This window comes from Xanthomonas campestris pv. phormiicola (assembly GCA_025666215.1).
GTDB lineage: Bacteria > Pseudomonadota > Gammaproteobacteria > Xanthomonadales > Xanthomonadaceae > Xanthomonas_A > Xanthomonas_A campestris_A.
Genome location: CP102593.1, coordinates 3,422,135 through 3,436,610, shown reverse-complemented (window position 1 = coordinate 3,436,610; position 14,476 = coordinate 3,422,135). Strand labels below are relative to the sequence as shown.

General features: G+C 68.3%; 14 protein-coding genes and 1 tRNA gene. 14 read left to right on the top strand and 1 reads right to left on the bottom strand.

The features are described from left to right. Positions 1–92: 92 nt before the first annotated feature. The 3 genes from accD to NRY95_14210 all read left to right on the top strand — a co-directional run bounded on the left by accD (position 93) and on the right by NRY95_14210 (position 3,565). Positions 93–983, top strand: a complete 891-nt coding sequence (gene accD, locus NRY95_14220; GenBank protein ID UYC14881.1) for an acetyl-CoA carboxylase, carboxyltransferase subunit beta — start codon at positions 93–95, stop codon at positions 981–983. A gap of 181 nt (positions 984–1,164) precedes the next feature. Further along, a complete protein-coding gene (glmM, locus tag NRY95_14215) occupies positions 1,165–2,514 on the top strand; it encodes a phosphoglucosamine mutase (GenBank protein UYC14880.1) in 1,350 nt (449 codons plus the stop codon). 112 nt (positions 2,515–2,626) lie between these two features. After that, complete coding sequence (locus tag NRY95_14210) at positions 2,627–3,565, top strand: isopenicillin N synthase family oxygenase (GenBank protein UYC14879.1); 939 nt, start codon at positions 2,627–2,629, stop codon at positions 3,563–3,565. Between the two features lie 121 nt (positions 3,566–3,686). Here the strand turns inward: NRY95_14210 and NRY95_14205 are convergent, their stop codons facing one another. After that, the gene (locus tag NRY95_14205; GenBank protein ID UYC14878.1) at positions 3,687–4,487 is read right to left on the bottom strand and encodes an SDR family NAD(P)-dependent oxidoreductase; all 801 of its coding nucleotides are present in this window, start codon (positions 4,485–4,487) and stop codon (positions 3,687–3,689) included. Between the two features lie 128 nt (positions 4,488–4,615). Here NRY95_14205 and tpiA point away from each other — a divergent pair, with 128 nt between their 5' ends. The 11 genes from tpiA to nuoH all read left to right on the top strand — a co-directional run bounded on the left by tpiA (position 4,616) and on the right by nuoH (position 14,474). Beyond that, positions 4,616–5,371 (top strand): triose-phosphate isomerase, encoded by a 756-nt coding sequence (gene tpiA, locus NRY95_14200; protein UYC14877.1) that lies wholly within the window; start codon positions 4,616–4,618, stop codon positions 5,369–5,371. 65 nt (positions 5,372–5,436) lie between these two features. Continuing rightward, entirely contained in the window at positions 5,437–5,874 is a 438-nt protein-coding gene (gene secG, locus NRY95_14195) for a preprotein translocase subunit SecG (GenBank protein UYC14876.1), read from the top strand. A gap of 48 nt (positions 5,875–5,922) precedes the next feature. Then, positions 5,923–6,007 (top strand) — tRNA-Leu (locus NRY95_14190). Positions 6,008–6,113: 106 nt separating this feature from the next. Continuing rightward, positions 6,114–6,470: an NADH-quinone oxidoreductase subunit A gene (locus tag NRY95_14185; protein UYC14875.1), complete on the top strand. Its 357-nt coding sequence runs from the start codon at positions 6,114–6,116 to the stop codon at positions 6,468–6,470. Next, positions 6,461–7,015, top strand: coding sequence for an NADH-quinone oxidoreductase subunit B (locus tag NRY95_14180; protein ID UYC14874.1), 555 nt, complete (start codon positions 6,461–6,463; stop codon positions 7,013–7,015). Before NRY95_14185 ends, NRY95_14180 begins: the two co-directional genes overlap by 10 nt. A 34-nt stretch (positions 7,016–7,049) precedes the next feature. Beyond that, the gene (locus NRY95_14175; protein ID UYC14873.1) at positions 7,050–7,799 is read left to right on the top strand and encodes an NADH-quinone oxidoreductase subunit C; all 750 of its coding nucleotides are present in this window, start codon (positions 7,050–7,052) and stop codon (positions 7,797–7,799) included. Further along, positions 7,796–9,103, top strand: a complete 1,308-nt coding sequence (locus tag NRY95_14170) for an NADH-quinone oxidoreductase subunit D (protein UYC14872.1) — start codon at positions 7,796–7,798, stop codon at positions 9,101–9,103. Before NRY95_14175 ends, NRY95_14170 begins: the two co-directional genes overlap by 4 nt. Before the next feature lie 157 nt (positions 9,104–9,260). Beyond that, on the top strand, positions 9,261–9,788 hold the full coding sequence (gene nuoE / locus NRY95_14165; GenBank protein UYC14871.1) for an NADH-quinone oxidoreductase subunit NuoE: 528 nt from the start codon (positions 9,261–9,263) through the stop codon (positions 9,786–9,788). A 5-nt stretch (positions 9,789–9,793) separates the two neighbouring features. Beyond that, complete coding sequence (nuoF, locus tag NRY95_14160; GenBank protein UYC14870.1) at positions 9,794–11,137, top strand: NADH-quinone oxidoreductase subunit NuoF; 1,344 nt, start codon at positions 9,794–9,796, stop codon at positions 11,135–11,137. Continuing rightward, positions 11,134–13,386 carry an NADH-quinone oxidoreductase subunit NuoG gene (gene nuoG, locus NRY95_14155; protein UYC14869.1) on the top strand — a complete coding sequence of 751 codons (2,253 nt, stop codon included), beginning with the start codon at positions 11,134–11,136 and terminating at the stop codon, positions 13,384–13,386. The genes nuoF and nuoG overlap by 4 nt, the downstream gene beginning before the upstream one ends. Then, positions 13,383–14,474 (top strand): NADH-quinone oxidoreductase subunit NuoH, encoded by a 1,092-nt coding sequence (nuoH, locus tag NRY95_14150; protein UYC14868.1) that lies wholly within the window; start codon positions 13,383–13,385, stop codon positions 14,472–14,474. Before nuoG ends, nuoH begins: the two co-directional genes overlap by 4 nt. The last annotated feature ends 2 nt before the right edge of the window (positions 14,475–14,476 follow it).

Sequence of the window (14,476 nt, the reverse complement as noted above, 5' to 3'; positions counted from 1 at the left end):
GTTGGGCCGCGTTGCGGCGCGATTTCCGGCGGCGCGCTAGACTGTCGCCCCTTGGCGGCCTGGTGGGCCGCGCGACTGGATCGTCATTCCGCATGAGTTGGCTCAGCAAATTGATGCCCTCCGGCATCCGCACCGATAGCACGCCCAGCAAGAAGCGCAGCGTTCCCGAAGGCCTGTGGGAGAAGTGTCCCAACTGCAGCGCCGTGCTGTACCGGCCGGAGCTGGAGGAGAACCTGGAGGTGTGCCCGAAATGCGGCCACCACATGGCGATCCGCGCGCGCGCGCGCCTGGCCTCGCTGTTCGATCCGGACACCACGCCGACCGAGATCGGCGCGCGCCTGGGCCCGACCGACGCGCTGAAGTTCAAGGACCAGAAGAAGTACAGCGAGCGCATCAAGATCTCGCAGAAGAGCACCGGCGAGTACGACGCGCTGATCGCGATGCAGGGCCTGCTCAAGGCGCAGCCGCTGGTCGCCGCCTCGTTCGATTTCGCCTTCATGGGCGGCTCGATGGGCTCGGTGGTCGGCGAGCGTTTCGCGCTGGCCGCGGAGACCGCGCTGCAGATCGGCGCGCCGTTCGTGTGCTTCTCCGCCAGCGGCGGCGCGCGCATGCAGGAAGGCCTGTTCTCGCTGATGCAGATGGCCAAGACCTCGGCCGCGCTCGGGCGCCTGCGCGAGGCCGGCCTGCCGTACGTGTCGGTGCTGACCCATCCGACCACCGGCGGCGTCTCGGCCAGCTTCGCCATGCTCGGCGACATCAACATCGCCGAGCCGCACGCGCTGATCGGCTTCGCCGGCCCGCGGGTGATCGAGCAGACCGTGCGCGAGACCCTGCCGGAAGGCTTCCAGCGCTCGGAGTTCCTGCTCGAGCACGGCGCCATCGACCAGATCTGCGACCGCCGCGAACTGCGCGACCGCCTGTCCGAACTGCTGGCGATGATGATGCGGCAGCCGGCGCCGGCCAAGACCGAGGTGGTGGCGTGATCTCTGTCGGGACCCGGGACCCGGGACCCGGGACTCGTGGTCCCGTGCGGCGGATACTTTGCGCGACGAGAGGGCATTTCTCGGGGGCGCTGGATTTCCCAGCTTTTGACCGAGTCCCGAGTCCCGAGTCCCCAGTCCCGGCACTTCGAGTCCCGAGTCCCGAGTCCCGAGTCCCGGCCCCATGAGCACCCGCAAATACTTCGGCACCGACGGCATCCGCGGCCGGGTCGGGCAGGGCGCCATTTCCGCCGATTTCGTGATGCGCCTGGGCAATGCGCTGGGCCGCGTGCTCGGCGCCGGCGCCGCCGGCAATGCGCGGCCGACGGTGGTGATCGGCAAGGACACGCGCATTTCCGGCTACATGTTCGAATCGGCGCTGGAGGCCGGGCTGGTCGCCGCCGGGGCCGACGTGCAGCTGCTCGGGCCGATGCCCACGCCGGCGGTGGCGTTCCTGACCCGCACGCTCGGCGCCGACGCCGGCATCGTGATCAGCGCCTCGCACAATCCGCACTACGACAACGGCATCAAGTTCTTCTCCGCCGAAGGGGAGAAGCTTGATGACGCCACCGAAACCGCGATCGAGGCCGCGCTCGATGCGCCGTTCGCCACGGTGGACTCCGAGCGCCTGGGCAAGGCGATGCGCGCGCGCGATGCGATCGGCCGCTACATCGAGTTCTGCAAGGCCAGCGTGCCGCGCGGCTTCGACCTGCGCGGGCTGAAGTTGGTGCTGGACTGCGCGCACGGCGCGACCTACCACATCGCGCCGCTGCTGTTCCGCGAGCTGGGCGCCGAGGTGATCGCGATCGGCGCCGCGCCGGACGGGCTCAACATCAACGCCGGGGTCGGCTCGATGCACATCGACAACCTCGCCCGCAACGTGCGCCAGCATGGCGCGCAGCTGGGCATCGCCTTCGACGGCGACGGCGACCGCGTGCTGATGGCCGACGACCAGGGCAATCCGGTCGATGGCGACGACCTGCTGTACGTGCTGGCCTGCGGCTGGCAGGCCAGCGGCCGCCTGCGCGGGCCGGTGGTCGGTACGCTGATGACCAACTACGGACTGGAACAGGCCCTGGCCGGGCTGCAGTTGCCGTTCCTGCGGGTCAAGGTCGGCGACCGCTACGTGCACCAGGCGCTGGTCGAGCACGGCGGCGTGCTCGGCGGCGAAACCTCCGGGCACATGCTGTGCCTGGACCGCGCCACCACCGGCGATGCCATCGTCAGCGCGCTGCAGGTGCTGGAGGTGCTCAAGCGCTCGCGGCAGAGCCTGCGCCAGGCGCTGCAGGGCCTGCACAAGGTGCCGCAGCAGACCGTCAACGTGCGCCTGCAGCAAGGCGCGCGCCCGGCCGAGGCGGCCAGCGTGCAGGCCGCGCTGGCGGCGGCGCAGGCGGCGGTGCAGGGGCGCGGGCGTGCGTTCCTGCGTCCGTCCGGGACCGAGCCGGTGCTGCGGGTCACGGTCGAGGCCGACGACGCCGCGCTGATGCGCGACACCCTGGAAAAGCTCGCCGGGGCGGTCCGTGACGCGGCGTGAGTCGATCGCCATCGGCATCGCGGTGGTGATCGCCAAGGCGGCCACCTTCTACCTGCTGTACCGCCTGCTGATCTGAGCGCGGCGTTCTCCCTTCACGACTACGGTTCCTGCCATGACTGCGCGCATCCCGACCCTGGACATCACCCGCTTCGACACAGATCGCGACGCCTTCGTCGCCGAGCTGGGCGCGGCCTACCGCGAGTGGGGCTTCGCCGGCATCCGCAACCACGGCATCGCGCAGGCGCAGATCGATGCGGCCTATGGCGTGTTCAAGGCGTTCTTCGCCTTGCCGGAGGAGGTCAAGCGCAAGTACCACGTGCCCGGCAGCGGCGGCGCGCGCGGCTATACCGCGTTCGGCGTGGAAACCGCCAAGGACTCCAAGCACTTCGACCTGAAGGAGTTCTGGCACATCGGCCGCGAGATCGGCGAGGATTCCAAGTATCGCGACGTCATGCTGCCGAACCTGTGGCCGAGCGAAGTGCCGGGCTTCCGCGAGCACGGCTACGGCCTGTACCAGGCGCTGGACCAGCTCGGCGCGCGCGTGCTCGCGGCGCTGGCGCTGCATATCGGCCTGCCCGAGCACTACTTCGCCGACAAGACCGATTCGGGCAACGCGATCCTGCGCCCGATCCACTACCCGCCGATCACCGCCGACGACATCCCCAACGTGCGCGCCGGCGCGCACGAGGACATCAACCTGATCACCCTGCTGGTCGGCGCCAGCGCCGCCGGCCTGGAAGTGAAGTCCAAGCAGGGCGAGTGGGTGCCGTTCACCTCCGACGCCGACACCATCGTGGTCAACATCGGCGACATGCTGCAGCGCCTGACCAACCACGTGTACCCGTCGACCACCCACCGCGTGGTCAACCCGCCGGGCGAACAGGCGCGGCAGCCGCGCTACTCGGTGCCGTTCTTCCTGCACCCGAACCCGGATTTCGTCATCGATGTGCTGCCCTCGTGCGTCAGCGCCGACACCCCCAGCCGCTACCCCGAGCCGATCACCGCGCAGGGGTATCTGGAGGAGCGGTTGCGCGAGATCAAGCTGAAGTAGCTGGGAGTCGGGAATGGGGAATCGGGAATCGTAAAAGCGGGTTTCCGTGGCCGGCCTTGTTTCAGGTCTTCGGAACCCTGCGCTCTCTCCATTCCCGATTCCCGGTTCCCCATTCCCGGCTTCAATCCAACGGCCTGATCCGCTGCGAGCCGCGACGCATCGCTTTCAGCAGCAGCGCGTTCGGCAGCAGCGCGACCAGGCCCAGCAGCGCGCGGTAGAACGCGCCCGGCACCACCCGCACGCGGCCGTGCTCGGCGCCGTCGATGCCGGCGCGGGCGACCGCGGCGGTCTGCAGCCAGGCCCAGCGCGGCAGCTTGTCCATCTGTTCGCGGGTGCCGGTCACGTCGTGGAATTCGGACCAGGTGAAGCCCGGGCACAGTGCGCAGACGTTGACGCCGCGGTCGGCGTTCTCCAGCGCCAGCGATTCGCTGAAGCGCAGCATGAAGCTCTTCGCCGCCGCGTACAGGGTCTGCCCGTCGGCGCCCGGCACCAGCGCGGCGAACGAGGCGACATTGAGGATGCGGCCGTGGCCGCTGGCGCGCAGCGCCGGCAGCAGGCGCCAGGTCAGTTCGCAGACCGCGCCGACCATCACCTGCAGGAACGCGGCATGCGTGGCCCAGTCGCTGTCGGGAAAGCGCCCCGGCACGCCATAGCCGGCGTTGTTGACCAGGATCCGCACCGCCAGGCCGCGCCGTTCCAGTTCGGCCACCAGCGCGGCCGGTGCCGCCGGGTCGGCCAGATCGGCGACCACGATCTGCACCGGCACCTGCGCGCGCAGTTCCTCGGCCAGTGCCTGCAGCAGCGCCTCGCGCCGCGCGCTGAGGATCAGCGGCACGCCGCGGCGCGCGTATTCGCGGGCGATCTCGCGGCCGATGCCGCTGGAGGCGCCGGTGATCAGGGCATGGCCGGAAGGCTGGGGCATGGCGGTCTCGCAGAGGGCGGCAGTGGTTGGGGCAGGGCGGGCGCGGACGCGGCGAAAGGCGGCGGCAGCGCCGGGCCTCACCGCGCATCGGCTATCCTTCCGGCACTTTTTCGCCGGAGAACGCGCCGATGCGACGCAAGATCGTAGCCGGAAACTGGAAGCTGCACGGCAACCGCCAGTTCGCCACCGCCCTGGTGCGGGAGGTGGCCGCGGGCCTGCCCGCCGACGGGGTGGAGGTGGTGATCCTGCCGCCGCTGCCGTACCTGGGCGACCTGATCGACGATTTCGAGGGCCATGCGCTGCGCTTCGGCGCGCAGGACGTGAGCAGCAACGAGAAGGGCGCCTACACCGGCGAGGTGTCGGCGGCGATGCTGATCGATGTCGGCGCCCATTACGGGCTGGTCGGGCATTCGGAGCGGCGCCAGTACCATCACGAGAACAGCGAGCTGGTCGCGCGCAAGTTCGCCGCGGCGCTGCATGCCGGGCTGATCCCGATCCTGTGCGTGGGCGAGAGCCTGCAGCAGCGCGAGGCCGGCCAGACTGAATCGGTCATCGCCGCGCAGCTGGCACCGGTGCTGGCGCTGGTCGGCGCGCAGGGCTTCGCCCAGGCCGTGGTCGCCTACGAGCCGGTGTGGGCGATCGGCACCGGGCGCACCGCCAGCCCGGCCCAGGCGCAGGCGGTACACGCCTTCATCCGTGGCGAAGTCGCCGCCCACGATGCTAGAATCGCTGATTCGCTGCCGCTCCTGTATGGGGGCAGCGTCAAGCCCGACAACGCCGCCGAGCTGTTCGCGCAGCCGGACGTCGATGGCGGGCTGGTCGGCGGCGCTTCGCTGGTCGCCGGGGAGTTCCTGGCCATCGCGCGAGCGGCGGCCGCCCGTTAACCGAACGGTCGCCGCGCTGGCGGCCGCTCGCTACCCAAGTCGCAACTGTCCGGACGGATTTCGAAATGCTGATGGTCATCCTCAATGTGGTCTACGTGCTGGTGGCGATCGCGATGATCGCGCTGATCCTGATGCAGCGCGGTTCCGGCGCGGCGGCGGGGTCGGGCTTCGGCGCGGGTGCGTCCGGCACCGTGTTCGGATCGCGCGGCGCGTCCAACTTCCTGTCCAAGTCGACCAAGTGGCTGGCGGTGGTGTTCTTCGGCATCAGCCTGTTCATGGCCTGGTATGCCGGCCACAGCGCGCGCCCGGCCGCCGAGGCCAACCTCGGCGTGATGTCGCAGGCCGCGAACCCGACACCGGCGGCGCCGGCTGGCGAGCTGAAGATCCCGCAGGCCCCGGCCTCGACCGCGCCGGCCGCCGCCGCACCTGCCGCTGCGGTGCCCGCGCAGCAGGCGCCGGAAAATGCGCAACAAAAGTCGCCTGCCCCATCGCAGAAAGACTGAAGACGGTTACACTATGTTGCGCGGCGGGATGCCGCGCGCGATACGCAAGCCCAGGTGGCGGAATTGGTAGACGCACTACCTTGAGGTGGTAGCGACTTAGGTCGTAGGGGTTCGAGTCCCCTCTTGGGCACCATTGTTTGGCTACGGTTTCTGGGCAGGAACGTCATGTTCTTGCTGGAAGATCGTCTACCCCATGCCTGCGCGGCACGCGCGCGGGCACAGGCAAGAGAGAATTGCGAGTGCTGGCCGAATATTTGCCCACCCTACTGTTTCTGATCGTGGCCACCGGAATCGGCGTCGCGCTGATGCTGGTGGGGCGGTTCCTCGGTCCCCGGCGTCCCGACGCGAAGAAGCTCTCGCCCTACGAGTGCGGCTTCGAGGCCTTCGAGGACGCGCGCATGAAGTTCGACGTGCGCTACTACCTGATCGCGATCCAGTTCATCGTCTTCGATCTGGAAATCATCTTCATCGTGCCTTGGACGCAGGTGTTCATGGACCTGGGCGCTCGCTCCCTGGTCACCATGGGCCTGTTCGTCGGCATGCTGTTCCTCGGTTTTATCTACGTGTGGAAGAAGGGAGCGCTGGAATGGGAGTGATTCAGACCCTGGATCGCCTGATGACCAACCCGATCCCGGAAGGGCGGGTCGACGACATCCTGCGTCCCGAAGGCGAGAACCCGTTGCTCGAGAAGGGCTACGTGACCACCAGCGTCGATGCGCTGCTGAACTGGGCGCGCACCGGCTCGATGTGGCCGATGACCTTCGGCTTGGCCTGCTGCGCGGTGGAGATGATGCACGCCGGCGCCGCGCGCCTGGACCTGGACCGCTACGGCGTGGTGTTCCGCCCGTCGCCGCGCCAGTCCGACGTGATGATCGTCGCCGGCACCCTGGTCAACAAGATGGCCCCGGCGCTGCGCAAGGTCTACGACCAGATGCCGGACCCGAAGTGGGTGATCTCGATGGGCAGCTGCGCCAACGGCGGCGGCTACTACCATTATTCGTACTCGGTGGTGCGCGGTTGCGACCGCATCGTGCCGGTGGACATCTACGTCCCGGGCTGCCCGCCGACCGCCGAAGCGCTGGTCTACGGCATCTTGCAGCTGCAGAAGAAGATCTGGCGAACCCAGACCATCGCGCGCTGATTCCTCTTACTTCTTAAGAGCACGCCAAGCCCCCATGGCAGAGCAAGCATCTTCCTTTAGCGACCGACTCGGCGCCCGTTTCCCCGGCAGCCAGGTGTTCGTGGTCCTCCCGCGTGGCGAAGTCACCCTGGAAGTGCCGGCCGACGCCTGGCACGCCACCTGCCTGGCGCTGCGCGACGAGTTCGGTTTCGAACAGTTGTCCGACCTGTGCGGCGTGGACTACCTGGGCTACGGCAGCGACGAGTGGGATACCGCCGACGTGTCGTCGCAGGGCTTCAGCCGCGGCGTCGAAGGCAAGGGCATGGGCCGTTTCGCCTGGGGCGAATTCCCCAGCGGCGAGACCGCCGGTGACATCCAGCCGCTGCCGGTGCCGTTGCAGCGTTATGCGGTGCTCGCGCAGCTGATCTCCTATCGCCACAACCAGCGCCTGCGCGTGCGCTGCTATGCGCCCAACGAAGACCTGCCGGTGGTGGCCTCGGTCACCGACATCTGGCCGGGCGCGAACTGGTTCGAGCGCGAGGCATTCGACCTGTTCGGCGTGGTCTTCGCCGGCCACCCGGACCTGCGCCGCATCCTCACCGACTACGGCTTCGTCGGCCATCCGTTCCGCAAGGACTTCCCGCTGATCGGCAACGTCGAAGTGCGCTACGACGAAGAGCGGCAGCGCGTGGTGTACGAGCCGGTGACCTCGGTCGAGCCGCGCGTCGGCGTGCCGCGCGTGATCCGCGACGATGCGCGCTACCAGACCGCCGCGGGCGAAGCACACAAGGAGCCCGCCAAGTGAGCGAGTACCACCAGGCGCACGACGCGTTCGCCAGCAATCCCGCCGAAGCCAGGCAGGAGATCCGCAACTACACCATGAACTTCGGCCCGCAGCATCCGGCCGCGCATGGCGTGTTGCGCCTGATCCTGGAAATGGACGGCGAGACCGTGGTCCGCGCCGATCCGCATATCGGCCTGCTGCACCGTGGCACCGAGAAGCTGGCCGAGTCCAAGCCGTTCAACCAGTCGATCGGCTACATGGACCGCCTCGACTACGTGTCGATGATGTGCAACGAACACGCCTATGTGCGCGCGATCGAGACCCTGATGGGGATCGAGGCGCCGGAGCGCGCGCAGTACATCCGCACCATGTTCGACGAGATCACCCGCATCCTGAACCACCTGATGTGGGTCGGCTCCAACGGCCTGGACCTGGGCGCGATGGCGGTGATGCTGTACGCGTTCCGCGAGCGCGAGGAGCTGATGGACTGCTACGAGGCGGTCTCCGGCGCGCGCATGCACGCGACCTACTACCGGCCCGGCGGCGTCTACCGCGACCTGCCGGACCGCATGCCCAAGTACAAGGAATCGCGCTGGCACAAGGGCAATGCGCTGAAGCGGCTCAACGCCGCGCGCGAAGGCTCCCTGCTCGACTTCCTGGAAGACTTCACCAGCACCTTCCCGGGCCGGGTCGACGAATACGAGACCCTGCTCACCGACAACCGCATCTGGAAGCAGCGCACCGTGGGCATCGGCGTGGTCACGCCGGAGCAGGCCTATGGCTGGAGCATGACCGGGGTGATGCTGCGCGGCTCGGGCATCGAGTGGGACCTGCGCAAGAAGCAGCCCTACGCCAAGTACGACGCGGTGGATTTCGACATCCCGGTCGGCACCAACGGCGACTGCTACGACCGCTACCTGGTGCGCGTGGCCGAGATGCGCGAATCCAACCGCATCATCCAGCAGTGCGTGAAGTGGCTGAAGGCCAATCCCGGCCCGGTGATGGTCGAGAACTTCAAGGTCGCCCCGCCCAAGCGGGCGGAGATGAAGGACGACATGGAAGCCTTGATCCATCACTTCAAGCTGTTCAGCGAAGGCTATTGCGTGCCGGCCGGCGAGACCTATTGCGCGGTCGAGGCGCCCAAGGGCGAGTTCGGCTGCTACCTGGCCTCCGACGGCGCCAACAAGCCGTTCCGCGTGCACCTGCGCGCGCCCGGCTTCGCCCATCTGTCCTCGATGGACGCGATCGTGCGCGGGCACATGCTGGCCGACGTGGTGGCGATGATCGGTACCTATGATCTGGTGTTTGGCGAGGTGGATCGATGAAGCCGGGACTCGGGACTCGGGACTCGGGACTCGCCAACAGCGGGTTCGCAGCTTCCTTTTCGGTAAACACGGTTGTTCTTTTCCACGGTCCGGGCATCGGCGGACGCGGGCTCTTGCGAGTCCCGAGTCCCGAGTCCCGAGTCCCGGAGTTCCACGCATGAAAGCCACAGGTAATTTCGAAGCGGCGCGCGACGTCGATCCGATGCTGGTGCTGAGCGACAAGACGCGCGCGCACATCGATCACTGGCTGGCCAAGTTCCCGCCGGACCGCAAGCGTTCGGCGGTGCTGCAGGGCCTGCACGCCGCGCAGGAGCAGAACCAGGGCTGGCTGACCGACGAGCTGATCGTCGGCGTGGCCAAGTATCTCGAACTGCCGCCGGTGTGGGCCTACGAGGTCGCCAGCTTCTATTCGATGTTCGAGACCGAGAAGGTCGGCCGCAACAACGTCGCCTTCTGCACCAACATCAGCTGCTGGCTCAACGGCGCCGAGGACCTGGTCGCGCATGCGGAGAAGAAGCTCGGCTGCAAGCTGGGCCAGTCCACCGCCGACGGCCGCGTCTATCTCAAGCGCGAAGAAGAATGCCTTGCCGGCTGCGCCGGCGCGCCGATGATGGTGATCAACGGCCACTATCACGAGCACTTGACCAAGGACAAGGTCGACGCGCTGCTGGACGGGTTGGAGTAACGGCAATGGCACAGCATCCCCACGCTCCCACCGGCCCGGTCGGCCCGGCCCCACAGCCGCACCAGGTCGTGCTGACCACGCTGCACTACGACACGCCGTGGTCGTACGAGAGCTACCTCAAGTCCGGTGGCTACGCCGCCCTGCGCAAGATCCTCGAAGAGAAGATCGCGCCGGAGCAGGTGGTCGAAATGGTCAAGCAGTCGAACCTGCGCGGCCGTGGCGGCGCCGGCTTCCCGACCGGCCTGAAGTGGTCGTTCATGCCCAAGGGCGCGCCGCAGAAATACATCCTGTGCAACTCGGACGAGTCCGAGCCGGGCACCTGCAAGGACCGCGACATCCTGCGCTACAACCCGCATTCGGTGGTGGAGGGCATGGCCATCGCCTGCTACGCCACCGGCAGCACGGTGGGCTACAACTACCTGCGCGGCGAGTTCCACCACGAGCCGTTCGAGCACTTCGAGCAGGCCCTGGCCGACGCCTACAGCAACGGCTGGCTGGGCAAGAACGTGCTCGGCAGCGGCGTGGACATCGACATCTACGGCGCGCTGGGCGCCGGCGCCTACATCTGCGGCGAAGAGACCGCGCTGATGGAGTCGCTGGAAGGCAAGAAGGGCCAGCCGCGCTACAAGCCGCCGTTCCCGGCCAACTTCGGCCTGTACGGCAAGCCCTCGACGATCAACAACACCGAGACCTACGCCTCGGTGCCGGCGATCATCCGCAACGGCCCGGAATGGTTCCTGGGCCTGAGCAAGACCAAGAACGGCGGGCCGAAGATCTTCTCGGTGTCCGGCTGCGTGCAGAAGGGCGGCAACTTCGAGGTGCCGCTGGGCACCACCTTCGACGAACTGCTGGAGATGGCCGGCGGCCTCAAGCCGGGCCGCACGCTGAAGGGCGCGGTGCCGGGCGGCGTGTCGATGCCGGTGCTCAAGGCCGAGCAGCTCAAGGGCCTGCAGATGGACTACGACACCCTGCGTGCGCTTGGCACCGGCCTGGGCTCGGGCGCCATCGTGGTGCTCGACGACAGCGTGTGCTGCGTCAAGTTCGCCTGCCGCATCTCGCAGTTCTTCCACAAGGAATCCTGCGGCCAGTGCACCCCGTGCCGCGAAGGCACCGGCTGGATGCACCGCGTGCTCGAGCGCATCGTCGCCGGCAAGGCCACGATGGAAGACCTGCACCAGCTGAAGACGGTGGCCGGCCAGATCGAGGGCCACACCATCTGCGCGTTCGGCGAAGCGGCGGCATGGCCCATCCAGGGCTTCCTGCGCCAGTTCTGGGACGAATTCGAGTACTACATCGTCAACGGTCATTCGATGGTTGACGGCAAGAAGGTGGAGGCAGCCGCCGCATGAGCGCGCAACCCAACAATCCTGGCGTGACCCCGGCCGTGGTGCCGGAGGGACACGTGACCGTCGAGATCGACGGCCAGTCCCTGGTCGTGCCGAAGGGCTCGATGATCATCCAGGCCGCCGACAAGGCCGGGATCCCGATCCCGCGCTTCTGCTACCACGAGAAGCTGCCGATCGCGGCCAACTGCCGCATGTGCCTGGTTGACGTGGAGAAGTCGCCGAAGCCGTCGCCCGCGTGCGCGACGCCGGTGATGGACGGCATGAAGGTCGCCACGCGCAGCGAGAAGGCGCTCAAGTACCAGCGCAGCGTGATGGAATTCCTGCTGATCAACCACCCGCTGGATTGCCCGATCTGCGATCAGGGCGGCGAGTGCGAGCTGCAGGACGTGTCGCTGGGCTACGGCCGCTCGGTCAGCCGCTTCAACGAGCGCAAGCGCGTGGTGGCGGACGAGGACATCGGTCCGCTGGTGGCCACCGAGATGACCCGCTGCATCCAGTGCACGCGCTGCGTGCGCTTCACCGCGGACATCGCCGGCACCTACGAGCTGGGCGGCATGTACCGCGGCGAGAACCTGCAGATCGGCACCTACGACGGCAAGCCGCTGACCACCGAGCTGTCGGGCAACGTCATCGACGTGTGCCCGGTCGGCGCGCTGACCAACAAGGTGTTCCAGTTCCGCGCGCGTCCGTGGGAGTTGACCGCGCGCGAATCGCTCGGTTACCACGACGCGATGGGTTCCAACCTGTTCCTGCACGTGCGCCGCGGCGAAGTGCTGCGCACCGTGCCGCGCGACAACGAGGCGGTCAACGAGTGCTGGCTGTCCGACCGCGACCGCTATTCGCACCAGGGCCTGTACGCGGCCGACCGCGCCACCCGGCCGCTGCGCAAGATCGACGGGCAGTGGCAGGAAGTGTCCTGGGCCGATGGCCTGGCCGCCGCCGCCGACATCCTGAACAGCAACCGCGGCGATGCGCTGGGCGTGCTCGCGCACCCGGCCACCTCCAACGAGGAAGGCGCCTTGCTGGCGCGCCTTGCCGACGGCCTGGGCAGCGGCAACCTGGACCACCGCATCGGCAACCGCGATTTCTCCGATGCCGCCGTGGCCGAGCCGTTCGCGGTGCCGCTGGCGCAGATCGAGCAGGCCGACGTGATCGTGGTGCTGGGCAGCAACCTGCGGCATGAGCTGCCGCTGCTGCACGCGCGTATCCGCAAGGCGCGGATGCAGCGCCAGGCGCGCGTGTACTCGATCAATCCGGTCGATTTCGATTTCGCCTTCGACCAGGCCGGCAAGCAGATCGTGGCCCCGTCCGGTTTCGCCGCCGCGCTCGCCGATGCGGCGCTGCGCGAGGCGGTGCAGGGCGCCGCCGGGCGTGCGGTGCTGATCGTCGGCGCGCTGGTCGAGAACCATCCGCAGGCCGCCGCGCTGCGCGCCGCCGCGCGCGACTTCGCCGCTGCCACCGGCGCGGCGCTGTGCCGCGTGCCGCAGGGCGCCAATGCGGTGGGCCTGGCCAAGCTCGGCGTGCTGCCGAGCGCGCGCGACGTGGCCGGCATGTTCGCCGAGCCGCGCAGCGCCTATGTGCTCTACGGCATCGAGCCGGGCCTGGACTTCGCCGATGCCGGCGCCGCGCGCGCCGCGCTGGGCGCGGCCAAGGTGGTGGCGTTCAGCCAGTTCGCCTGCGCCTCCACCCGCGATATCGCCGATGTGATCCTGCCGATCGGCGCGCTGCCGGAAATCGACGCGACGCTGACCAACCTGGACGGCGTCGAGCAGCTGGCGCGTGCCGCCGGCAAGCTGCCGGACCAGGCGCGCGAAGGCTGGCGGGTGCTGCGTGCGCTCGGCGGCGAACTGCAGCTGGCCGGCTTCGACTTCACCGACCTGGCCGGCCTGCGTGCCGGCGTGCAGCCGCGCAGCGTGAGCCTGCGCGGTTCGGCGCAGGCCGCGGCGGCGGGCGAGGGCATCGAAGTGGCGGCGACGCCGGCGATCTACCGCACCGATGCGGTGGTGCGCCGTGCGCCCGCGCTGCAGGCGCATCCGCTCAACGCCGCGCCGGCGATCCGCCTGCATCCCGAGCACGCCGCGCAACTGGGCGTGGCTGCCGGGCAGGTGGTCAAGGTCGGCAACGCCGTCGGCAACGCGACGCTGCCGGTGGTGCTGGATCCGCGGGTCGCGGCAGGGGTGGCCTGGATCGAATCCGGCCATGGTGCGACGGCGCCGATCGGTGCCGGCCGGGTAACGGTGGTGGCTGCATGAACGAGATGCTGTTGAACGTGGTCGATCCGCTGCACCAGTGGTTCGTCGGCCTGGGCGCGATCGGCGTGGTCCTGTGGATCGTGCTGAAGATCCTGCTGATCACCATGCCGGTGATCATCTCGGTGGCGTTCTACGTGGTCTGGGAGCGCAAGCTGATCGGCTGGATGCACGTGCGCCACGGGCCGATGTACGTGGGCATGGGCATCTTCCAGGCCTTCGCCGACGTGTTCAAGCTGCTGTTCAAGGAGATCATCCAGCCCAGCAGCTCGCACAAGGCGATGTTCGTGATCGCGCCGCTGATCACCCTGGCGCCGGCGTTCGCGGCCTGGGCGGTGGTGCCGTTCGACGCCAAGCTGGTGCTGTCCAACGCCAACGCCGGCCTGCTGTACCTGCTGGCGATGACCTCGCTGGGCGTGTACGGCATCATCCTGGCCGGCTGGGCGTCCAACTCCAAGTACGCGTTCCTGGGCGCGATGCGCTCGGCCGCGCAGGTGGTCAGCTACGAGATCGCGATGGGCTTCGCCCTGGTCGGGGTGATGATCGCCGCCGGCAGCCTCAACCTGAGCACGATCGTGGCGGCGCAGGCCGGCAACTCCGGCTTCTTCGACTGGTTCCTGGTGCCGCTGTTCCCGCTGTTCATCGTGTACTGGGTGTCCGGCGTGGCCGAGACCAACCGCGCGCCGTTCGACGTGGTCGAGGGCGAGTCGGAAATCGTCGCCGGGCACATGGTCGAGTATTCGGGCGGCGCGTTCGCCCTGTTCTTCCTGGCCGAATACGCCAACATGATCCTGGTCAGCTTCCTGGTCTCGATCTTCTTCCTGGGCGGCTGGCTGAGCCCGCTCCAGGGCTGGGTCACGGCGGACATCTCGCCGTGGGTCAACTGGATCTGGACCGGCGGCTGGCCGTGGCTGCTGATGAAGGTGTTGTTCTTCGCCAGCGCCTACATCTGGTTCCGCGCCAGCTTCCCGCGCTACCGCTACGACCAGATCATGCGCCTGGGCTGGAAGGTGTTCATTCCGCTGACGATCGTGTGGATCGCGGTGACGGCATTGATGGTGTTCTACGGCGTGATCCACAAGGGCGTGTAAGC